The following is a 20642-nucleotide window of genomic DNA, read 5'->3' on the forward strand; positions in this document are numbered from 1 at the left end:
ATCCCTTTAACTTTATCACTACATCTTCCGATAACCTTTTGTACTTCATATTGATCTGTGTTCATGAGCATTTAGCATATTTTATTATTGGGGTATAGCCAAGCGGTAAGGCAACGGACTTTGACTCCGTCATTCGTTGGTTCGAATCCAGCTACCCCAGCCATTTTCTGCATTTGCTTTACCAAACCATGTTAATTTACCTATAAGTTCGACAAAACCCTTTTCTTGAAAAGGGTTTTTTTCTGCTTAAAATTTGATTTGGAATAGTTGTCCAGTACTTATTGTTGTACACTAGTATTGATTGGTTCAGCTTCATTCCACTTGTGTCAAAATTTAGAAGCAACCTGAGCAGCTGACACTTTACTTTCCTTACAAAAACAATTGAATGAAGAGGAATCTATATACATAATTTATTGGAAAAGAGATGATCGTATGCAGGAAGATCATAGAATGATAGAGGAATTGGCCCGGAATCAGGGCGTCTATAATCCGGAGAAAATGTTGAAAGATGTCGTTTTTGCATTGGATCAATCTGCCATTGTGGCGATCACAGATCAAAGAGGAAAAATTTTCTATGTGAATCAGTTATTTACGACCATTTCCCAGTACAATGCAGAGGAACTGATAGGGGCTACCCATAGTATTGTAAATTCAGGTCAACATCCGCCTGCGTTTTTTAAAGAGATGTGGGCAACCATTGGGCGTGGAAAGACGTGGCGAGGCGAAATTTGTAATCGGGCTAAGGATGGATCGCGTTATTGGGTAGATACGACAATCGTTCCCTTTTTGAATGCGAAAGGAAAACCTTATCAATATATTTCAATTCGATATGATATTACGGAGCGTAAGGAATCCGAGCGGATGATTCGAGACCTTGCGTACAATGATCAATTGACGCAACTACCTAATCGTTTATCTTTTCGTGAACAATTGCATAGTGAAATCGAAAATGCGTATGGGCATGGTGAGAATCTTGCGCTCGTCCATTTGAATATCGACCGGCTTCACTTTGTAAACGATACACTTGGCTATGAGGCGGGTGACTTCATCTTATCTGTGGTTGCGAAAAGGTTGAAGGAGTTTTTGAAAGGTCAACATGTCATTGCCAGGCTTTCTGGTGATGAATTTGCGATTTTATTAAAAAATATTCGCGACGAATCACATGCTAAAGAATTGATAGAGGCGATTCAGCATTACCTTGAGGAACCGATAGAGGTGATGGGACAGTTACATACGTTAACGTTTAGTATAGGCATCGCGCTTTTTCCGGAACACGCAAGAAATTATTCCGAGTTATCGATGAAAGCGGAAACGGCTCTTTCTGAGGCGAAGGCGCGTGGCGGTGGAGGGTATGAAGTCTATCGCCGTGGATCTGCAACGAAAACGTTGGAACGCATTTTATTGGAAAATGAGTTAAAGAAAAGTATACAGCAAGGTCATTTTAATCTTGAATACCAACCGAAGTTCAATTTGAAATCGGGGACATTAACCGGTGTTGAAGCGCTCGTTCGATGGCATCATCCCGATTTAGGCATGATTCCCCCGGATAAATTCATCCCGATGGCGGAAGAGACGAAAAATATTGTGGCGCTCGGCGAATGGGTATTGAGAGAGGCGTGTAGTCAGGCGAAAAAATGGCAAGAAAGCGGATATCGAACGCTTCGGATCGCCATTAATATGTCTGCCGTCCAGTTGGAAGAACCGACAATTTTGGACAAAATGAAAGAGATTTTGCAAGAAACGAACGTTTCACCAGAGAGCATCGAAATCGAATTGACCGAGAGCGCCTTTGCGGATCGGGAGGGGCTACAGGAAATGGTGCAACAAATGAGAGAGTTGGGTGTCACCGTATCCATTGATGATTTTGGAACGGGCTATAGTACGTTTAGCTATATTAAGGAATTACCGGTCGATACAGTGAAAATTGACAAGGCTTTTGTGAACGATATTCATGTGAACGAAGAAAGTCGTGCCATCATCAAAGCGATTGTGACGTTGGCGAATACGATTGGGCTTAATGTCATTGCGGAAGGTATCGAGTGCGAGGAGCAAGTGAAGGTTCTGAATGAATTGGGGTGTCGGGAAGGACAAGGCTATTATTACAGTAAACCGACCTCGGCTACAAACTGTGAAAAATTCATGGGGAAATGGAAAGTTAACGAATAAATATTCAGAAATTTGTTGGGTTGAGTCAAATACTCTCGTGGACATACAATAGAGTCATAGAAACGGGAGGTAGTGGCGTATGGGAGACATGCAAATTTCAATTATCGGTGTACCGCTCGATCTGGGGCAAAACCGTAGGGGTGTAGATATGGGGCCGAGTGCCATTCGTTATGCTGGGGTTGTCGGTAGACTTGAAGCGATTGGCTATCGTGTTTTGGACGAAGGAGATATTCGAGTCGATGCTGCAGAAAATCGTGATCATGACGATTCAAAGCTGAAAAATTTGAATGAGGTTATCAAAGCGAATAAGGCGCTTGCCCAGAAAGTGTCGGAAGTTGTCAAGGATGGTCGTTTTCCGCTCGTTTTAGGGGGAGATCATAGCATCGCAATCGGTACGCTGGCCGGCCTGGCGGATCATTACAGCAATTTAGGTGCTATTTGGTATGATGCACATGCGGATTTAAATACAGCCGAAACATCACCTTCTGGCAATATCCATGGAATGCCGCTTGCGGTAAGTATCGGTATGGGAGATGATCGGCTGGTACATTTACATAGTGCTAAAGTCAAATTAAAGCCTGAGAATATCGTAATTATCGGAGCGCGTTCCGTGGATCCGGGGGAACGTCAATTGATTCGGGAGAAAGGCATTAAAGTGTTCACGATGCATGAGATTGATCGCTATGGCATGACAGCGGTCATGGAGGAAGCGATCGCCTATTTACAATTACGTTCTGTGGATGGCGTTCACTTATCGTTAGACCTTGATGGGTTGGACCCGTTATATACGCCTGGCGTTGGGACGCCAGTACCAGGTGGAATCAGCTATAGGGAAAGCCACTTGGCGATGGAGATGTTGGAAGATTCTGGTTTGATCACATCAGCCGAATTTGTGGAAGTCAATCCGATTTTGGATGAAAAAAACAAAACTGCAGATGTAGCTGTAGGTTTAATGGGCTCACTATTCGGGGAAAAATTGATTTGAGCCTATTCCATTTGTATACAGGAAAGCCAAGCGGGAATTGATTATCCGCTTGGCATTTTTGGATCAATTACGCCTCGGCGTAATTGCGTCCAGATTTTGAATTGCGAATCGAACAGCGAAGGGTTTGATTTGCCGTATTTCTGCGTTTTTTGCAGAAAATAAGGCACTTAGATAGGCACAATTAACTCCTTTCAAAATCTGTGACATCCGCCGGGGGCTTTATCTTCGTTCAGCATGTCCCTTGCAAAGAAAACAAAAACGTATTCATCTCGCCTCCTCTAGAGTCGGTAATCTTATGTAGCTGACGCTTCGCTTTCAGTACAAAACCATTTGCTGGATGAAGATAAATATTCCCAAATAGATGGAGGAAATTATCTACCAAATCTGCTAAAATAAAATCAACGAAAAAAATGAAACCTGTCGACACCTTCAAACGTATAGAAGGGACAGCCGCATAAGAGCGGAGGGTGAACTGCATTGGATGATTTGGTCAATAAACGAATAAATGAAGTCCTGAAAGGGAATCAGGATGCATTTGAAGAAATTGTTACCCTCTTTCAGCATCGTCTGTACCAAGTTTGCTACAGGATGCTCAGCAATGCACAGGAGGCGGAGGATATCGCACAGGAAGCCTTTGTCCGTGCGTATATTAATATTCACACTTTCGATCAGAAACGGAAGTTTTCAACTTGGTTATTCCGGATTGCGACGAATCTCTGTATTGATCGGATTCGAAAGAAGAAACCAGACTATTACCTTGATGCGGAAGTACCAGGTACGGAAGGGCTGAATATGTACTCACAAATTGCTGATGCCGGTGAATTGCCGGAAGAAGAAGTCGAAAGAATGGAAGTGCAGGAACGGATCCAATACGAAATCGGCCGGCTCCCGGATAAATATCGTTCTGTCATTATTCTTAGGTATATTGAGGAATTGCCTTTACAAGAAATCGGTGATATTTTGGAATTACCGCTGGGGACCGTAAAGACCCGGGTCCATCGTGGTCGGGAAGCCTTGCGAAAACAGATGGGTAGTTTGTAGGAGGGAAGAAGTATGAATACGTGTCCGGAACAAATTATTCACTATATGCATTCCTATTTGGATGGCGACATTAGCCTTGAAGAAGAGCGTGAATTGAAAAAGCATTTAGATAGTTGCGGGCAGTGTAAGGAAATCATGAACGGGCTGACGGAGGCCATTACGTTCATCGGGAGTGCAGCGCCGGTGACAGCCCCTCCGGGCCTTGTCGAAGGTGTCATGGCCCGCCTCCCAAAAGAAAAATCTCAAGCAGGTATACAACGTTGGTTGCGGCGCCATCCACTCCTATCGGCTGCGGCAATGTTTTTGATTTTAATGAGTGCAACATTTTTTTCGAGCTATGGAAACGATCAGCAGTTTTCGGTGTCGAAGCAACCCAATTTGATCGTTGAAGGGCAAACGGTTCTTGTTCCCGCGGGTGAAACGGTGGAAGGGGACGTCGTCGTTAAAAATGGGATACTGCGGATTGAAGGCGAAGTAAATGGTGATGTCACCGTCATTCATGGGGAAAAGTATATGGCCTCGACGGCAATCGTGACCGGCAAGACGGAAGAAATTGACGAGGTCTTTGATTGGATTTGGTATAAGATGAAAAGCACGGCAAAAAACATCTTCTCTTCACCTAATAAAGAGGATGAGTGAATGAAGCGACCGTCGCATCTGCTAATTGCGGATGCGGGTCGCTTTTATGTTATACTGTTCACATACGAATTCATGGATGAAGGTAGGCGAGGCACATGCCCAAATGGGGAGGCTTTATAGATTTCAGTCCGGTCGAGGCGCTTATAAATATTGTGGATGTGCTGCTCGTCTGGTTTGTTCTTTATAAGCTGATTACGATTATTAAAGGGACAAAAGCGGTTCAGCTGTTAAAAGGGATATTTGTTCTCATTATCGCCCGCGTTCTGACCGGATTTTTTGGTTTTAAGACGCTTCTCTGGATGATGGACCAAGTGTTGACATTTGGTTTTCTGGCCATTATTATCATCTTCCAGCCAGAGTTGAGGCGTGCGCTTGAGCAATTGGGAAGGGGCCGTTTGTTTGCCCGCTCGACGATGCAGGAGGAAGAGCAAAGGGATCGGCTGATTGAAGCTTTTACAAAATCGGTCAGTTATATGGCTAAACGCCGTATCGGGGCACTGATCTCGATTGAAAAAGAAACCGGATTGAGTGAATACATTGAAACGGGGACGCCGATGGATTCTACACTTACATCAGAGTTGCTCATCAATATCTTCATTCCGAATACACCGCTTCATGACGGGGCTGTGGTTGTTCAGAAAAACCGGATTGCTGCCGCTGGCTGTTATTTACCGCTCTCCGAAAGTCCATTTATCTCGAAGGAGCTCGGAACGCGGCATCGGGCAGCTATCGGACTGAGTGAAGTGACGGATGCGGTCACGGTCATCGTGTCGGAAGAAACCGGTGCAGTTAGCATTACTACAAACGGGGACATCAGTCGGAACTTGAGCATGGAAGAATTCGAAGTACGGTTGCGCAAGGCATGGTTCGGTTCTTCGCCTGAACAGTTGCATTCTTCGATTTGGAAGTGGGGGTGGAGAAAGAATGGATAAGTTTATGGATAGCCCATGGTTTCTTCGGTTCACCGCCCTATTTCTCGCGCTCATCCTTTTTTTCTCCGTAAAAGCGGAGGATGAGAAACTGGTCGGAAAGGCTGTCGGAGACACGGTGGATGCCATTCCTGATGTTCCTGTAGACGTCTATTATGATAATGAAAACCTCGTTGTCACAGGCGTTCCGGAAACCGTGAATATTACCATTGAAGGACCGACGAATCTCGTCCAATCAACAAAGCTGTTGAAAGACTTCACTGTACGGGCGGATTTATCGAATTTGACTTTAGGACAACATACGGTCCGTCTCCAAACCGAAAATATATCGGAGAAATTAGATGTACGGATTGACCCGGCGACCATCGACGTCATGATCGAAGAGAAAATTACACGCTCCTTCCGCGTCGATCCGGAAATTAATGAACGATTGCTGGCGGAAGATTTCCATATCGTTAAAATGGATGTTACGCCTTCCACAATCGAAGTGACGGGCGCGAAAAGTATCGTTGAAGCAATCAGCTTTGTAAAAGCTTCCGCGACGGGTGAACAAGGGATTAATCAAACATTTGAACAACAGGCACGCGTCAGGGTTCTTGATCGTGACTTGAATAAGCTAAATGTGACCATTGTCCCTGAGCAAGTGAACGTCAAAGTGGAGGTTGCTGAATACAATAAGGAGGTACCCATTGTTCTAAAGAAGAGCGGTGCCCCGACATCGAACGTCACGATCAATTCTGTGTCGACCAAAGAGGAAGTGATCACTTTATTCGGTCCCAAGAAAGTATTGGATCAGATAAAAGAGTTGGAAGTCGATGTAGATCTCTCGCAAGTGAAGGAGCAAGAGATGACCTTGGAAGTCGCATTGAAGAAACCGAAAGGCATCACTAAGATGTCCCTCGACAAAATAAAAGTGCAGGTGAACGCATCCTCGTCCGAAGAGGACATGGAGGAAGTGAACGCCCCTGAGGAACCAGAAAAAGAAGAGCAAATCGCTACGAAGGAATTTCAAGATATTCCAGTGAAAGTGAATGGACTGGACGAAAAGTTTAAAGGTTCGTTTCAGAAACCGGAAGATGGCATGACAGATTTGACGATTACGGCTGAGCAGAACGTGATCGATAAGCTGGAAAAGACGGATTTTGTGATCTATGTCGATGCATCCGGTGTAACGGACGAAGGAGAACAAAACCTTCCTATCTCAGTAGAAGGACCCCAAAATGTCAGTTGGAAAATAACTGACACTGAGGCGATAATGCATATTGAACTTGCCTGATATTCGACTGAATGTGCAGGTTTGAAAAGGAGAATGGAAATGACAAAGTATTTCGGGACGGATGGCGTCCGTGGAGTTGCAAATAAGGAATTGACACCAGAACTCGCTTTTAAATTGGGCAGAATTGGTGGGCATGTCTTAACGAAAGAATCGGAAGGGAAAGCACAGATCCTTGTAGGTCGAGATACACGTATTTCCGGTCATATGTTAGAAAATGCACTGATTGCTGGCCTTTTATCAACCGGTGTTGAAGTGATGACGCTCGGCGTCATCAGCACACCAGGTGTCGCTTATTTGACAAGGGTCATGAATGCACATGCGGGCGTGATGATATCGGCTTCGCATAATCCTGTCGAAGACAATGGCATCAAATTCTTTGGGGCAGATGGTTACAAATTGACGGATGAGCAGGAAGAGGAAATTGAACAATTGCTCAATGCCGAGGAAGACACGCTCCCACGTCCGGTTGGAGCTGCTGTTGGTTCGGTCACCGAATATTTTGAAGGCGGCCATAAGTACATTCAATACTTGAAGCAGACAGTCGATGAAGAGTTTACAAATATCCATGTTGCGCTGGATTGTGCGCATGGGGCAACATCATCGTTGGCTACGCATGTATTTGCGGATCTGGATGCAGATTTGACGACGATGGGGGCATCACCGAATGGCTTGAATATCAATGAAGGTGTCGGCTCTACTCATCCAGAAGGCTTAAGTAAGTTGGTTGTTGAAAAAGGTGCTGATATCGGCTTAGCATTCGATGGAGATGGAGATCGTCTCATAGCCGTCGATGAAAATGGGAACGTGGTGGATGGTGACCAGATCATGTTCATCATTGGCCGTCATCTTCACGCGGAAGGCCGCTTGAAATCAGGCACAATCGTTTCAACGATCATGAGCAATCTAGGCTTTTACAAAGCACTTTCTGAACAGGGTATGAGCAGTGTCAAAACGGCTGTCGGCGATCGTTATGTCGTAGAAGAAATGCGGAAAAACAATTTCAATCTAGGCGGCGAACAATCCGGCCATATCGTTTTCCTAGACTATAATACAACTGGAGACGGACTGCTTACGGGTCTCCAACTCGTCAATATCATGAAGCAAACAGGACGGAAACTATCCGAATTGGCTGCAGAGATGACAGTGTACCCTCAACAACTTGTCAATGTGCGAGTATCAGATAAACACGCAGTGACTGATAACAACCGCGTCGCAGCAGTCATTGCCGAAGTGGAGCAAGAAATGGCAGGCAACGGACGCGTACTCGTTCGACCATCTGGAACAGAACCACTCGTCCGCGTCATGGTAGAAGCCCCAACAGAGGAAGAATGCCAACGCCATGTCGAACGCATTGCCGAAATCGTAAGAGAAGAGATGGGAATAGATTGAGAAGTGACCGAAGAAACCCTTTAGCAGGGGATCTTCGGTTTTTTTATGGGGATAAGCTTTGGCTATGGGGTGTTATATAGTTAAGCGCTCAAAATCAGCTGAGGCGCTCAAAATCAATTGTAGGTGATCAAAGCGTGACTCCAGCGATCATAGTATGCATCAATCGCTCAAAGTCCCTCGTTTGGCGCTCAAACCCGCTTGTAAGTGATCAATGTGCGTATCGTGCGCTCAAACCCGCTTGTAAGTGATCAATGTGCGTATCGTGCGCTCAAAGCGGCTTGTAAGTGATCAATGTGCGTGTCGTACGCTCAAAGCGGCTAGCCAAGTGATCAAAGTGTGACTCCAGCAATCAAAGTATGCATCAATCGCCCAAAGTCCCTCGTTTGACGCTTAAACCCGTGCTAGCAACGCTCAATCACATACCTAATATCTGTAGCAAACTCAAAAATACCGCCAAGCGATTCAGCTTGGCGGTATTTGATCAGTAGCTTTTTTGGAACTTGTTTCGAATGAAGATGGCTGTTGAGTTGAGAATGAGCAAGGCGATAAGCAATACAAGAATAGTTGCCGCAGCTAGGTTCGCATATTCAGCAACTAATGAAGAATCGAGTGTCCAGTAGTAGATTTGCATCGGCAACACTGTGAATTTGTCGAGAATGCCTCCTGGGAAAGGAAGGAGTAGCGCTGGTATACCGATAACGACTAATGGTGCTGTTTCTCCGATTGCGCGTGATAGCGATAAAATTGCGCCAGTTAGAATGCCGGGCAGGGCAACTGGCAAAATGATGTTTTTGATGGTCTGCCATTTCGTTGCGCCCATTCCGTAAGATGCTTCGCTTAGCGGGTTGGGCACTGCTCGAATGGCTTCTTGGCTTGCAACAATGACAATGGGAAGGATGAGTAGGGACATCGTTAAACCACCTGCCAATACAACATTGCCGAAGTCCAATGCTCTGACAAAAACAGTCATCCCCAAGATCCCATAGACGATGGATGGAACGCCTGCCAAGTTGGCAATATTCGTTTGAATGAGAGCTTGTAGTCGCCCTTTTTTCGCGTACAGTTCCAAATAGATGGCTGTACCGACACCTAAAAACATCGTAACAGGAGCGACGACAAGCATTAACCAAAAGGTGCCGAGAATCGCGCCCATAATGCCAGCCCGTTCAGGTTGAGTAGAAAGTTTTCCTGTCAAGAAATCGAAATTGATCCAGCCAATCCCTTGAGAGACGACGCGATAGATCAATACAGCAAGAACAACGAGTCCTAAAAGTGTAGCGAGTAGGAAAATGAATTTGGACAGCGAATTCAATCGTAAGCGCATATTCATTTTTCTCATAACAACACTCGGTTTCACTTGTACCATCTTAATATTCCTCCCTAAATTTACGCGAAACATATCGTGCAATGACATTCATGATCAGTGTGAACACAAACAACGTCATCGCTACAGCATAAAGACTGTAGTAGATCGTCGATCCGGCTGGTGCATCTCCACCGGTGACTTCTACAATATAAGCCGTCATGGTCTGCATGGATTGTGTAATGTCAAACGTGAAATTTTTCGTACTACCACTTGCAATCGTCACGATCATCGTTTCACCGATTGCCCGTGAAATTCCGAGCACGAACGAGGCGATAATTCCTGATAACGCGGCAGGAATGACAACTTTTCTTGTCACTTCCAATTTCGTCGCCCCTAACCCGAGCGCTCCTTCACGCATCGCGTTGGGAACGGAACGCATGGCATCTTCTGATAAGGAAGCGATCATCGGAATGATCATGATCCCCATGACAATGCCGGGACTTAAAATATTTGTAGCTTGTAGACTGGGAATGAATTCCCGCAACAATGGCGTGACGAAAGTGAAAGCGAAAAAACCGTAAACGATTGTCGGGATCCCTGCAAGAATTTCCAACAGCGGTTTAAACACTCTTCTTACACCATCCGCTGCATATTCACTCAAATAGATAGCCGTCATCAAACCGATTGGCACCGCAACGACCATCGCGATGAGGGAAGAAGTAACAGTCCCCATGATCAGTGGAAGCACACCGAATTCGGGTGTTTGGCTAAGGGGTTTCAACACGGTGCCCGTGAAGAAATCAATAATCGGCACCCGCTTGAAAAATTCGATTGTTTCGGATAGCAATGTGTAAATGATCCCGATCGTCGTTAAAATGGAAACAGAAGCAATTAAGAACAGAATGACTGGGATTGATTTTTCAAAGAGATCTTTGAAATTTCTAGATTGTCTTTTTTGCTCGATCAAATCTCTGATATTGATGTCTTTCTGTCTCGCTGGATTGCTGTTAATGGACATTGTGCAAGGCACTCCTTCTAAACTTGTTTAAAGGCTCAGTTTTTATGGGAAATATAACTAAAAATTAGGGGAAGACAGGGCGAAAGGTGAAGGGAATATCCCCTTCACCAGTGATTATTTCAAGCTATTTAAGAAGTCTACGTTCTCTTTTGCTTCTGCATCAGGGATTGGTGCGAAACCTGTTTCGCCAGCAAACGTGTTAACGCTGTTCATCGCATAGATTGCATAATCAAGAACTTGTGGCTTTTCTTTTGCATGATTGACATTCAGGTAAGTGAATACTGGACGCGTGAAATCAGCATAGTCGCCATCTTCTGCAATCGTATCAAGTGATGGTTCAACAGCGCCATTTCCGAAATCTACACTTACAGCAGCAAGCTTGTCTTGGTTGTTTACATAGTAACCGAATCCGAAGAACGCAATACCGTTTTTATCTTCAGAAACAAGGTTGACTAGTGTCGAGTAGTCTTGTTGAAGGTTTACAGTGCTGACTAGATCTTGTTTATCAAGAATGCTTTCATAGAAAAACTCATATGTTCCGTGGTTTTCGTTTGGACCCATTGGCTTGATGTCTTCAGCAGGCCAGTCCGGATTGATATCAGACCATTTTTGTACGCCGCCGTCAGCTTTGAAAATGCTGATCAATTGTTCAGGAGTCATTTCTGTAGCCCAGTCATTGTCTTTGTTGATGACAAAAGTAAGTCCATCAAGGGCAACTTTCAATTCTTTCACTTCGATACCGAGTTTATCTGCTTCAGCTTGTTCTTCGTCTTTAATGTTACGGGACGCATCGTTAAAGTCTGTTCCGTTTTCGACTAGGAATTTTTTGAAACCGGCACTTGTTCCAGCACGGCTCACTTCGACGGAAACATTTTCTTGTTCATTCAACATATATTCTTCTGCGATTTTTGCCATTAATGGATAAACAGTACCAGAACCATCGATGACTACACTACCTTCTAGAGCAGCTGCTTCATCATTTGCATCACCATTCGCCTCAGTGTCTGGTGTGGATGAATCTGTGTTGTCCGGTGTTTCTTCATTTGAATCTGCCCCACATGCTGCAACGATTGCCATAAGTGCAGCCAATACTAGGAACAAAAGATACTTGTTGAGTTTCATCTGAATTGTCCTCCCCTAAAACGGATCTATTTTTTAGAAAGATGATCTCTTTCTAAAAGTAAGTATAGTAGTTGAATGTAAAGCGAGTATGAGAGTAATGTAAATGTATTGTAAAATAGACTAAAAGTAACAAAAAAGACATCTGGAAACAAGTCTTTCAACATACTTGTTTCTAGATGTCTTCCGCAAATTCCCGTCTAGACTCCGGACGCCAGCCGCTCGGAGGCTCACAGGATGTGAGTTACGCAGTCGTTCGAAGGGTTTGATTTGCCGTATTTCTGCGTTTTTTGCAGAAATTAAGGCACTTTCAGGACGCGGCGAACCTAGACTGCGTTCCTTAATAGTCAATCCTGCTGTGTGGCAAAGAACACCACTTCGCAGGATTGCCTTGTGCCTGTCGCGTCTAAGCAGGCGTCCTGCGCTTTTGGGTAATTAACCAAAGCGTCCGTTGATATAGTCTTCTGTCAAAGGATCAGTCGGATTGCTAAAGATGACGGATGTGCGATCGACTTCAATGATTTCTCCGTTTAAGAAGAAAGCTGTGCGATCGGAAATCCTAGAAGCTTGTTGCATATTATGCGTTACGATGGCGATCGTCACATCGTTTTTGATCGAGTCGATGAGTTCTTCCACTTTGTGTGTCGATACCGGGTCAAGTGCGGAAGTCGGTTCGTCCATTAAAATGACTTCTGGGTCGACTGCCAGGCAGCGGGCGATACAAAGTCGTTGTTGCTGACCACCGGAAAGTCCGTAGGCGCTGGAGTGCAACCGATCTTTCACTTCATCCCATAATGCGGCTTTGCGCAAGCTATCTTCAACGACCATATCGAGCATCGCTTTGTTGCGGATGCCATGGATTTTTGGACCGAATGCTACGTTTTCATAAATGGATTTTGGAAAAGGGTTTGGCTTTTGGAACACCATGCCTACTTTGGAACGTAATAATTCTACTGGCACTGACTTGCCTAGTATGTTCTTGCCTTTGAATGTAAGATTTCCAGAAATGGAGACATCGGGTACCAATTCAACCATTCGATTCAATGTTTTTAAGTAAGTGGATTTGCCGCAACCGGAAGGACCGATAATCGCCGTGACTTCTTTTTCATTAATGGACAGTTCAATATTTTTTAAGGCATGCGTCGAACCGTACCAAAGATTCAAGCCGTTTGTTTCGTAGACGGGTTTGTTCCATTTCGTGTTTTTCATCACACGAAATTGGACATCCTCTTTACGTTCTAATTGTAAGGTCATGAGTATCCTCCTAAATGATGTTGGAATCTATAGTGACGTGTATGAGTAGTTGTCGTAGTTATTGCATTATTTATCATACCCAGAGAATGTTGAGGGAGTATGAATAGAGTGTAAAGATTTCGTAAATGAAAAAAGACCCCCATAGAGGGAGTCCTTTAGATTCATTCAAAAATATAATGCAATGCTTTTACGGCTTGGTCGACTGTTTCGACGGTAGCGTGTGCTTTGCGGGATAGTTCTTTAAGTGCATGGTGATGCTCTTCTTTCCGGATAAGGATGAGCGGTTTGCCGAATGCAACGGCGCTACTTGCATCCATCGCCGTATTCCATTGCTTATACTTTTCTCCGAATAAGGCAATGACCAGATCAGCTTTCTTCATTAATAGCTCTGTTCGTAAATTATTGAAGCTGGATGCTGCGGCGTCTTTGAAAATTGCATTTGGTTGCTCGCCTAATATTTCTTCCCCGATATTATCGGAACGATCATGGTCTTCCATCGGACCGACAAAATCGATCGGCAAATTCAGTGCCGCCACTTTCAACTTCACTTCTTCGCGCCATGAACTATGGATTTCCCCAGCTAAGTAAACGGTCAGTCTCATACTTCAATCCCTCCTCTATACTCAGCTCCATTGTAGCAGAACGTTGGCGGAAAGTTTAGAATAAGAGTAGGGACAGGGGGCGTTTGAATGAGAACAGTTTGGCATAACGGTACAATGTATACGATGGCGCAAGAAGGTGAACAGATCGAAGCGCTACTCACAGAAAACGGCAAGATCATTGCAATCGGAACATATGGAGCTTTGAAAGAACAAGCCGATGAGGAAGTCGATCTCAAAGGGGCAGTTCTTTATCCGGGGTTCATCGACAGTCATATGCATATGATTGGGCATGGGGAAAAATTGCTCAGTCTTGATCTGTCGAAAGCGACTTCCGCTGAACAAATGATGGATAAGTTACTTGGGGCGCATAAAGGATTGAAAGCGGACGAGTGGTACATTGGCGAAGGGTGGAATGAAAACAATTTCCCGGATCAAAAGATTTTCACACGCTATGAACTGGATCAGGTGACGGATTCACCAATGATTCTGAAACGGACTTGTTGGCATGCGGCGCTCGTCAATTCGAAGGCCCTTGCCCTTGCAGGTATTACGAAAGAGACACCGGACCCAGAAGATGGCGTCATTGTGCGGGATGACAACGGCGAGCCGAATGGCTATTTAAAAGAAGGCGCGATGGACTTCGTCTTGAAGCTCATGCCGCAGCCAACGGAAGAGTCAGTGACCCATGCCTTGCGGAAATCGGTCGATGATTTGTTGGCGCTTGGCTTAACAGGGGCGGTGACGGATGATCTCGGCTATTACGGTGACTACACCAATCCGCTTCAAGCATTTAAAAACGTGATCGGTCCAGAGCAAAAATTTCGTGCGCATTTGTTACGGAGGGCAACTGTTTTCGAACAGATGATGGAAGACGAAGTGACGTCAGAAGAACCTTGGATTGAATTAGGGGAGATGAAGTTTTTCATAGACGGTGCCTTGGGTGGAAAAACGGCATTATTGAGCAAGCCTTATGCAGATACCCCTGAGACGTCGGGGATCACCGTCTTGACGGATGAAGAGATTGATGCGCTTGTGGCGCTAGCAAGAAAGCATGGGGAAGCGATTGCTGTCCATGTCATAGGGGATGCAGCATTGGAGAAAGCGCTAGATGCCATAGAGAAACATCCGGTTCCGGAAGGGAAGCGTGATCGACTGATTCATGTCAATGTGCTGCGCGATGACCTGGTTGAACGGATGGGGAAACTACCGGTCATCTTGGATGTGCAGCCGATATTCGTATCTTCCGATTTTCCATGGGTGATGGATCGACTTGGGGAAGACCGTCTTGATTGGGCATATGCATGGAAAAGTTTGCTCGACCGAGGTTTCATTTGTGGTGGCGGGTCCGACGCACCGATCGAAGACGTTGATCCGTTGCTCGGCATTTACGCAGCGGTAACCCGTCGTAAACCGGGCGAAAGCCATACAGGTTATTTGCCGAATGAAAAACTGAGCCGCTTTGAAGCGGTCGGTTTATTTACAACTGGCAGTGCAGACACAATCGGTAAAGCGGACGTCCGTGGTAAACTTGCAGTTGGATTCGACGCTGATTTCACAGTGCTTGATAAGGATTTATTCACGGTGGATGAGGAAGAGATTGTGAATGCACACGTTGTGATGACGATTGTAGCGGGTGAAGTGATGTATAGAGGGGGAAGCGCATAATCCTTTAAGAAATGATGCTCTCGGTGTGATAGGAGATGTTCGTTTGATGATGAAGTTATTCAAGTGGATACCAGGATTGTTGGTGATCATAGGTGGAATTATTACGATATTGACGATGACCACAGAAATTCGGGAGTTCAACGAATCATTGGAGGACGCCAAACGTTATCCGATTTACAGGGATATTCTAAAGTTCTTAAGCCCGATTGTTTTAATCTATGATGCTGCGCGCATCGTTGGCGTAGTGATTACACTGCTTGGTATTCTTCTGCTTTGGCGACCATCATTCCTAAATTTTTTTATCATCATCCTTCTTTCAGGACTGCTATTCAATTGGCCCGGCTTTCTATTCGCATTTATTGGGGGAGTGGTGGGTGTGATTGTAGCACAAAGAACCGTAGCGGGCGAAATAGGAGAAACCGAAAAAATCCAAGAGTGAGTTTAACTTGATTCAGCAAATCTTTTTGTACTGAAAGCGAAGCGTCAGCTACAGAAGTCCCCACTTCCATAAGTGGCGGGATGAATGCCAGAATGCATTTCAATCAGAGAGCGTCCAAACTCCCTGCTGAATAGAGGAACTCAGGCTAAGGTCGCCGCGTCCTGAATGAAAGTGCCTTAATTTCTGCAAAAAACCGCAGAAATTAAGGCAAATCAAACCCTTCGCTGTTTGATTGGCAACGCCTGAGTGATCAACATCCTGTTGGCCCAAGCCACCGACGGATGTCACAGATTTTGAAAGGAGTTAATTGCGAATCGAACCCTTCGCCGTTCGATTCGCAATTCAAAATCTGGACGCAATCACGCCGAGGCGTGATTGATTGGCTATTTCGTAAAACACTTCCGTATCGGGAAGGCAATCATGAGGAGGGACGACTGCATACAGGCCTAGCGCACGTCGTTCAAAGCGTGATTCAGAAAAGAGAGGAGGACTATAACCAATGAATGGACAAAATCGTTCAGATATCAAACCAGGATTGAAAGTGGCTGTCATTTTAAAGAAAGACCAGCGAACAGGCGTGAAGACGGAAGGGGTTGTGAAAGACTTATTGACGAACTCCAGTTTTCACCCGCATGGCATCAAAGTACGGCTTGAAGATGGACAAGTCGGACGGGTGTGCGACATACTCGAATGAAAATGGACAGAAGGAGAAAAGGAGGCACTTTTCTTCTTCTGTATCTATGCTGTTTCTTTATCTGCTTTTTCACCAGAAGGCGCATTGAGCAAAACAACGCCACCAATAATGAGCGTAATGCCGAAAACCAATCCAATGCTAAGCGGATCGTCAAACAATAAAACGCCGAGCACTGCGGTGAGTGCGGTGCCTAGACCAGACCAAATCGCATAGGCTAAACTAAGTGGCAAGAAAGCTAATGTTTTCCCAAGACAATAGAAGGAAACGCCGTATCCAATGACCACAATAATGGAAGGGATCAGAACTGTGAAACCTTCAGATAGTTTTAAGAACATGGTTGCAATGATTTCTGTGAAAATCGCAATGCTTAAGTAAAGATATCCTTTCATCAGTACCTCCTAAAGTCCGCTATTCAGTAGCGCAACGCCGCCAATAATAAGCAAGATGCCCACCGATTTCTTTAGATTCATCTCTTCTTTATAGAAGACGACGCCAACCAGTGCCGTCAACGCGGTCCCAACACCTGCCCAAATTGCATACGCAAGGCCGAGGGGCAATGTTTGAAGCGATAAGGACAATGTATAAAAGGCGACCACATACCCAACGACCACGCCGATGGTCGGCACGATTTTCTTGAAGCCTTCCGTTCGTTTCAACATCGAACTGCCAAACACTTCAGCCAGTATGGCAATACTTAATAATACATAGCCACTCATTCCGCATCCTCCAATACGAGCGATTTTCACACCAACCTATATTGTAAATCAAATAAAGAGCGAATCACAAATAATGGTTTCGAATGGAGATTTAGTACCGAGCTATTGAATGTTCTTTATTCATCAATTAAGCGGATGAAATACCGGAATATTCCTATTTTTCGTGTATACTAGTAGCAGCAAAACTGTGTGGACAGGGGGAAAGTGTCTTGCAGAAAGAGAGAAATAAGTTGGCGAAAGCGGGAGATGTGATTTACGTCATTGTCATTATGGGCTTGTTATTGCCATTTGTACTAGGCGGCGCCATTTTCTTGTGGCTTGCGGGGCTGTTGTTTGTATTGCCGCTTCTTGCGGTGCTGTATGTGTCGCTGGGAGTTATGATGATCATCCGGGGGTTCAATCGGAGGAAACATGAAAAGGTCATCTACCGAGTACTCGTTGGAGCAATCGTGCTTTCAGTGGTGTATATGATCCCCGGTATTTATGATAAGACAAGGCCGGTTGTCAGAGATGGCTATGTAGATCTATTCGAGTATGCACCTTTCACAGAAACATCGAAAGCGGTGACGCTCGATGAGAAGGCGACCTTGAAGATTGATGATAATCTTCCCGTCATAGACGGTGCCACTGCTCTTTATCCCGTATACTCGGCATTTGTACAAGCGATTTATCCAGAGAGGGAATATTACCCGTATAAGAGTGAAGTGATGTCGAACCGGACAGGGGAGGCTTACGATAATTTGATCAATGGGCGGGTCGATCTAATTTTCGCGTTAGCCCCATCCGCCAATCAGTTGGCGGAGGCGGATCGTTTAGGAAAAGAACTGAAACTGACGCCGATTGGAAAAGAAGCATTTGTGTTCTTTGTCAATGAAAAAAATCCTATCAAAAGTCTGACAGTTGATGAAATCAAAGGCATCTATGCCGGGGAAATCACGAACTGGAAAGAAGTCGGCGGGAAGCGAAAGAAAATCCGTGCCTTCCAACGCCCAGAAGACAGCGGTAGCCAGACAGCGCTTCAGCAGTTCATGGGAGACGTGCCGATCATGGATCCACCTGTCGAGGACATAGCGTCACTAATGGGTACAATCATCGACCAAGTAGCTGATTATAAAAACTATAACAATGCGATTGGGTATACGTTCAGATACTATTCTACGGAAATGACGCAAAACAATAGCGTCCGTTTACTTGCCATCAATGATGTTGAACCGACAAAAGAAACAATCCGCTCCGGTGACTATCCGATTACAAACGAATTGTATGTGATCACTGCAGGTAGTGACAACCCGCATATCGATGCGTTTATCGAATGGATTTTGTCGGATCAAGGGCAGGAAATTGTAGAAAAGACGGGGTATGTGTCGATTCGATAAGTGATGTGAACAGAAAGGTTCAGGAAGTGACCGCTTCCTGAACTTCCAATTTCCTATTGCGGACATGTTGTGCAATCCGATTGAAAATACGAATGATATAACCGACAAGAAATGCCGAAATGATGGTGCCTTCACGGACACCTTGTACAGAGCCGAGCGAATAGAGTGAAATAGCTAGTGCGATGAAAATCAAAGTGAAGTCGAATACAATCTTGACGATGCCAAATTCCTTCCCGATTTTTTGAGCGATGACAATGACTAGACCTTCTCCTGGATTCACAATTACTTTTGCTGAAATCTGTAGATAAATTCCATAGGCAAGCACAATGCAACCTAGCAATAAAGCAATGATTTTTGCCATATAGCTCGTTGGCGTGACAAAGCTGAATATATACATCCCTAAATCGGTGAAAAGTCCAAATAAGGGTCCGACCAAAAGTTGAAGATATTGTTTCTTTTGAAAGTCCTTTTTTAAAATCATAATTTGAATGAGTAGGAAGAATGCACAGATCAGAAGAACGAATAGTCCAATGGATAACGGGAATATCATACTCAGGACATAAGGGACACTCGTAATGGGGGAAGTTCCTAATTGGGATTTGGTGACCAAAGCCACGCCGAGTCCCATTGCAAACAAGCCAAATACGAACATGGCTATATCTTTTATTATTTTATTGTTTTTCAACGGATGATCCTCCATTGTTGAGATTGTGTTTAATTTTAGAAAGCGTCTCAAAAAAATGTTTTTGTTCTTCTTGAGAAATGCCATGCAAGGCCTGCGATTCGATTTCTACCACCGTTTTACGGCCCAATGCAAATTTTTCTTCGCCTTTCTCCGTTAGCTGCATTTTTCGTTGCCGCTTGTCTTTGGATGGAATTTGCATGATGAGCTGATTTTGCTCCAATCGGTTAACCGTTCTTGTAATCGCAGATTTTTCCACATGCAGGTAATCGGAAATGTCAACAAGTGTAGAAGCACCGTAGTTTTTTAAATAGTTCAAGACGAGCCATTGAGAATGGTAAAACTCATTTTCTGTTAGTTGTTCATTCAATTTATTGACTAAAAGCCTTGAAAGCTGAAGATAATCATGAAAAACTTGATCGTGCATGAATCTTGCTCCTTTTCTAAATAGTTGCCTAGTCAATTATATGAGACAATTGGTTGATTAGTCAACTACTTGTAGCGCATGTATGGTATTGGTGAAGCATCGGCATATGAATTGGAAACATTTGTATGATGCATGGCGTCTTGTATGTCATGGGGGTGTGATGATGAAGGTCACTAAAGTGATGAAGATTTTATTGGCGTTATTGGCAGGGGGTGCTGTCTTTCTTTTTTGTCTCTATTACTATTTCTTTGTGAGTCTCAATCATCTGCCAAAGGGAGAGTTGCTAACCGAAACGGTTTCTCCGAATGGTGATTATACCGTGAACACTTATTTAGCAAATGGTGGTGCGACGGTATCATACGCTGTTAAAGGGGAAGTAGTTTATCATAAAAAGAAAGATAAACGGAAAAATATTTATTGGCAATACCGCGAAGAGACAGCCGATGTTATTTGGATAGATCAACACACGGTATTGATCAACGGTGTTCAACTTGATGTGCGGAAAGAGGTCTATGATTATCGGAGACAATAACGAACTCACTTGAAATTCAGTTATCTGAAATGAAAAAAGTGGGAATTCATAAAATAGGAGAGGTATAAATTTGAGCATTCCTTTTTGGGGATTACTATTACAAACTGTGTTTATCTTATCAATAACCATCTTTAGCTTCATTAGGTCGTTTGTATTCGACAATTACACGGTATACATCTTCGCATTTTTTGATTTGTTTATAGGATTAGCAAGTGCTCTTTGTGGTTTATATGGACTTATTTCAAAAACAAGACAACTCCTCTCTTTAATTATTTTACTTTTTGGCTTATTGATTTGTTTCTTTTTCATAGTTGCCTACCTTTTGCCTGAAGCTGGTATGCCTCCAGCTATCCCTTGGCTTTATCCTGAATAAGAAGTTCAACTCAG

Annotated in this window: 22 protein-coding genes and 1 tRNA gene; 14 read left to right on the top strand and 9 right to left on the bottom strand. The window is 44.3% G+C overall.

Annotation, left to right across the window (positions count from 1 at the left end):
- Positions 1-88 precede the first annotated feature (88 nt).
- The 8 genes from ACFPRA_RS17715 to glmM all read left to right on the top strand — a co-directional run bounded on the left by ACFPRA_RS17715 (position 89) and on the right by glmM (position 8425).
- Positions 89-163 (top strand) — tRNA-Gln (locus tag ACFPRA_RS17715).
- A gap of 269 nt (positions 164-432) precedes the next feature.
- The gene (locus tag ACFPRA_RS17720) at positions 433-2166 is read left to right on the top strand and encodes a putative bifunctional diguanylate cyclase/phosphodiesterase (RefSeq protein ID WP_381437670.1); all 1734 of its coding nucleotides are present in this window, start codon (positions 433-435) and stop codon (positions 2164-2166) included.
- Positions 2167-2245: 79 nt separating this feature from the next.
- Positions 2246-3151 carry an arginase gene (gene rocF, locus ACFPRA_RS17725; RefSeq protein WP_381437673.1) on the top strand — a complete coding sequence of 302 codons (906 nt, stop codon included), beginning with the start codon at positions 2246-2248 and terminating at the stop codon, positions 3149-3151.
- Positions 3152-3628: 477 nt separating this feature from the next.
- The gene (gene sigW / locus ACFPRA_RS17730; RefSeq protein WP_239391657.1) at positions 3629-4192 is read left to right on the top strand and encodes an RNA polymerase sigma factor SigW; all 564 of its coding nucleotides are present in this window, start codon (positions 3629-3631) and stop codon (positions 4190-4192) included.
- 12 nt (positions 4193-4204) lie between these two features.
- Positions 4205-4831 (top strand): anti-sigma factor family protein, encoded by a 627-nt coding sequence (locus ACFPRA_RS17735; RefSeq protein ID WP_381437676.1) that lies wholly within the window; start codon positions 4205-4207, stop codon positions 4829-4831.
- 95 nt (positions 4832-4926) lie between these two features.
- The gene (gene cdaA, locus ACFPRA_RS17740) at positions 4927-5763 is read left to right on the top strand and encodes a diadenylate cyclase CdaA (protein WP_381437678.1); all 837 of its coding nucleotides are present in this window, start codon (positions 4927-4929) and stop codon (positions 5761-5763) included.
- On the top strand, positions 5756-7036 hold the full coding sequence (locus ACFPRA_RS17745; protein ID WP_381437681.1) for a CdaR family protein: 1281 nt from the start codon (positions 5756-5758) through the stop codon (positions 7034-7036). The genes cdaA and ACFPRA_RS17745 overlap by 8 nt, the downstream gene beginning before the upstream one ends.
- 39 nt (positions 7037-7075) lie before the next feature.
- Entirely contained in the window at positions 7076-8425 is a 1350-nt protein-coding gene (gene glmM, locus ACFPRA_RS17750) for a phosphoglucosamine mutase (RefSeq protein WP_381437684.1), read from the top strand.
- A gap of 481 nt (positions 8426-8906) precedes the next feature.
- Here glmM and pstA read toward each other — a convergent pair whose 3' ends face one another.
- The 5 genes from pstA to ACFPRA_RS17775 form a co-directional block, all read right to left on the bottom strand.
- Positions 8907-9791 (bottom strand): phosphate ABC transporter permease PstA, encoded by an 885-nt coding sequence (gene pstA, locus ACFPRA_RS17755; protein ID WP_381437686.1) that lies wholly within the window; start codon positions 9789-9791, stop codon positions 8907-8909.
- A gap of 1 nt (position 9792) precedes the next feature.
- On the bottom strand, positions 9793-10749 hold the full coding sequence (gene pstC / locus ACFPRA_RS17760) for a phosphate ABC transporter permease subunit PstC (protein WP_381437689.1): 957 nt from the start codon (positions 10747-10749) through the stop codon (positions 9793-9795).
- Between the two features lie 114 nt (positions 10750-10863).
- Complete coding sequence (locus ACFPRA_RS17765) at positions 10864-11871, bottom strand: PstS family phosphate ABC transporter substrate-binding protein (RefSeq protein WP_381437690.1); 1008 nt, start codon at positions 11869-11871, stop codon at positions 10864-10866.
- A 432-nt stretch (positions 11872-12303) separates the two neighbouring features.
- Positions 12304-13077, bottom strand: coding sequence for a phosphate ABC transporter ATP-binding protein PstB (pstB, locus tag ACFPRA_RS17770; RefSeq protein ID WP_381437884.1), 774 nt, complete (start codon positions 13075-13077; stop codon positions 12304-12306).
- Between the two features lie 206 nt (positions 13078-13283).
- Complete coding sequence (locus ACFPRA_RS17775; protein WP_381437692.1) at positions 13284-13724, bottom strand: YtoQ family protein; 441 nt, start codon at positions 13722-13724, stop codon at positions 13284-13286.
- Between the two features lie 87 nt (positions 13725-13811).
- Here ACFPRA_RS17775 and ACFPRA_RS17780 point away from each other — a divergent pair, with 87 nt between their 5' ends.
- The 3 genes from ACFPRA_RS17780 (at position 13812) to ACFPRA_RS17790 (ending at position 16522) form a co-directional block, all read left to right on the top strand.
- Positions 13812-15389, top strand: a complete 1578-nt coding sequence (locus tag ACFPRA_RS17780; protein WP_381437695.1) for an amidohydrolase — start codon at positions 13812-13814, stop codon at positions 15387-15389.
- A gap of 46 nt (positions 15390-15435) precedes the next feature.
- Positions 15436-15828 carry a hypothetical protein gene (locus ACFPRA_RS17785; RefSeq protein WP_381437697.1) on the top strand — a complete coding sequence of 131 codons (393 nt, stop codon included), beginning with the start codon at positions 15436-15438 and terminating at the stop codon, positions 15826-15828.
- 499 nt (positions 15829-16327) lie between these two features.
- The gene (locus tag ACFPRA_RS17790) at positions 16328-16522 is read left to right on the top strand and encodes a YwbE family protein (protein ID WP_381437700.1); all 195 of its coding nucleotides are present in this window, start codon (positions 16328-16330) and stop codon (positions 16520-16522) included.
- Positions 16523-16566: 44 nt separating this feature from the next.
- On the opposite strand, the gene ACFPRA_RS17795 is transcribed toward ACFPRA_RS17790, so the two are convergent.
- The gene (locus ACFPRA_RS17795; protein ID WP_381437702.1) at positions 16567-16911 is read right to left on the bottom strand and encodes a DMT family transporter; all 345 of its coding nucleotides are present in this window, start codon (positions 16909-16911) and stop codon (positions 16567-16569) included.
- A gap of 9 nt (positions 16912-16920) precedes the next feature.
- Positions 16921-17238 carry a DMT family transporter gene (locus tag ACFPRA_RS17800; protein ID WP_381437704.1) on the bottom strand — a complete coding sequence of 106 codons (318 nt, stop codon included), beginning with the start codon at positions 17236-17238 and terminating at the stop codon, positions 16921-16923.
- A 209-nt stretch (positions 17239-17447) separates the two neighbouring features.
- On the opposite strand from ACFPRA_RS17800, the gene ACFPRA_RS17805 reads away from it, so the two are divergent.
- A complete protein-coding gene (locus tag ACFPRA_RS17805) occupies positions 17448-18614 on the top strand; it encodes a PstS family phosphate ABC transporter substrate-binding protein (RefSeq protein ID WP_381437706.1) in 1167 nt (388 codons plus the stop codon).
- 19 nt (positions 18615-18633) lie between these two features.
- Here ACFPRA_RS17805 and ACFPRA_RS17810 read toward each other — a convergent pair whose 3' ends face one another.
- Both ACFPRA_RS17810 and ACFPRA_RS17815 read right to left on the bottom strand, forming a co-directional pair.
- Positions 18634-19299, bottom strand: a complete 666-nt coding sequence (locus ACFPRA_RS17810; RefSeq protein WP_381437708.1) for a YczE/YyaS/YitT family protein — start codon at positions 19297-19299, stop codon at positions 18634-18636.
- Positions 19286-19723 (bottom strand): MarR family winged helix-turn-helix transcriptional regulator, encoded by a 438-nt coding sequence (locus ACFPRA_RS17815; RefSeq protein ID WP_381437711.1) that lies wholly within the window; start codon positions 19721-19723, stop codon positions 19286-19288. Before ACFPRA_RS17815 ends, ACFPRA_RS17810 begins: the two co-directional genes overlap by 14 nt.
- A gap of 163 nt (positions 19724-19886) precedes the next feature.
- Between ACFPRA_RS17815 and ACFPRA_RS17820 the strand changes: the two genes are divergently transcribed.
- Together ACFPRA_RS17820 and ACFPRA_RS17825 are read left to right on the top strand one after the other, a co-directional pair.
- Positions 19887-20255 carry a DUF5412 domain-containing protein gene (locus ACFPRA_RS17820; protein ID WP_381437713.1) on the top strand — a complete coding sequence of 123 codons (369 nt, stop codon included), beginning with the start codon at positions 19887-19889 and terminating at the stop codon, positions 20253-20255.
- Positions 20256-20325: 70 nt separating this feature from the next.
- Positions 20326-20628 (top strand): hypothetical protein, encoded by a 303-nt coding sequence (locus ACFPRA_RS17825; RefSeq protein WP_381437715.1) that lies wholly within the window; start codon positions 20326-20328, stop codon positions 20626-20628.
- The last annotated feature ends 14 nt before the right edge of the window (positions 20629-20642 follow it).

It is taken from the genome of Sporosarcina soli (genome assembly GCF_042655805.1).
Lineage (GTDB): Bacteria > Bacillota > Bacilli > Bacillales_A > Planococcaceae > Sporosarcina > Sporosarcina soli.

Bases quoted from the DNA above. Each gene is read 5' to 3' on its own strand.
- ACFPRA_RS17780 (WP_381437695.1), top strand. From the start codon at position 13,812: ATGAGAACAGTTTGGCATAACGGTACAATGTATACGATGGCGCAAGAA.
- ACFPRA_RS17775 (WP_381437692.1), bottom strand. From the start codon at position 13,724: ATGAGACTGACCGTTTACTTAGCTGGGGAAATCCATAGTTCATGGCGC.
- ACFPRA_RS17815 (WP_381437711.1), bottom strand. From the start codon at position 19,723: ATGCACGATCAAGTTTTTCATGATTATCTTCAGCTTTCAAGGCTTTTA.
- ACFPRA_RS17795 (WP_381437702.1), bottom strand. From the start codon at position 16,911: ATGAAAGGATATCTTTACTTAAGCATTGCGATTTTCACAGAAATCATT.
- rocF (WP_381437673.1), top strand. From the start codon at position 2,246: ATGGGAGACATGCAAATTTCAATTATCGGTGTACCGCTCGATCTGGGG.
- pstB (WP_381437884.1), bottom strand. From the start codon at position 13,077: ATGAAAAACACGAAATGGAACAAACCCGTCTACGAAACAAACGGCTTG.
- ACFPRA_RS17800 (WP_381437704.1), bottom strand. From the start codon at position 17,238: ATGAGTGGCTATGTATTATTAAGTATTGCCATACTGGCTGAAGTGTTT.
- ACFPRA_RS17720 (WP_381437670.1), top strand. From the start codon at position 433: ATGCAGGAAGATCATAGAATGATAGAGGAATTGGCCCGGAATCAGGGC.
- ACFPRA_RS17745 (WP_381437681.1), top strand. From the start codon at position 5,756: ATGGATAAGTTTATGGATAGCCCATGGTTTCTTCGGTTCACCGCCCTA.
- cdaA (WP_381437678.1), top strand. From the start codon at position 4,927: ATGCCCAAATGGGGAGGCTTTATAGATTTCAGTCCGGTCGAGGCGCTT.
- pstC (WP_381437689.1), bottom strand. From the start codon at position 10,749: ATGTCCATTAACAGCAATCCAGCGAGACAGAAAGACATCAATATCAGA.
- ACFPRA_RS17790 (WP_381437700.1), top strand. From the start codon at position 16,328: ATGAATGGACAAAATCGTTCAGATATCAAACCAGGATTGAAAGTGGCT.
- pstA (WP_381437686.1), bottom strand. From the start codon at position 9,791: ATGGTACAAGTGAAACCGAGTGTTGTTATGAGAAAAATGAATATGCGC.
- ACFPRA_RS17765 (WP_381437690.1), bottom strand. From the start codon at position 11,871: ATGAAACTCAACAAGTATCTTTTGTTCCTAGTATTGGCTGCACTTATG.
- glmM (WP_381437684.1), top strand. From the start codon at position 7,076: ATGACAAAGTATTTCGGGACGGATGGCGTCCGTGGAGTTGCAAATAAG.
- ACFPRA_RS17735 (WP_381437676.1), top strand. From the start codon at position 4,205: ATGAATACGTGTCCGGAACAAATTATTCACTATATGCATTCCTATTTG.
- ACFPRA_RS17785 (WP_381437697.1), top strand. From the start codon at position 15,436: ATGATGAAGTTATTCAAGTGGATACCAGGATTGTTGGTGATCATAGGT.
- ACFPRA_RS17820 (WP_381437713.1), top strand. From the start codon at position 19,887: ATGAAGGTCACTAAAGTGATGAAGATTTTATTGGCGTTATTGGCAGGG.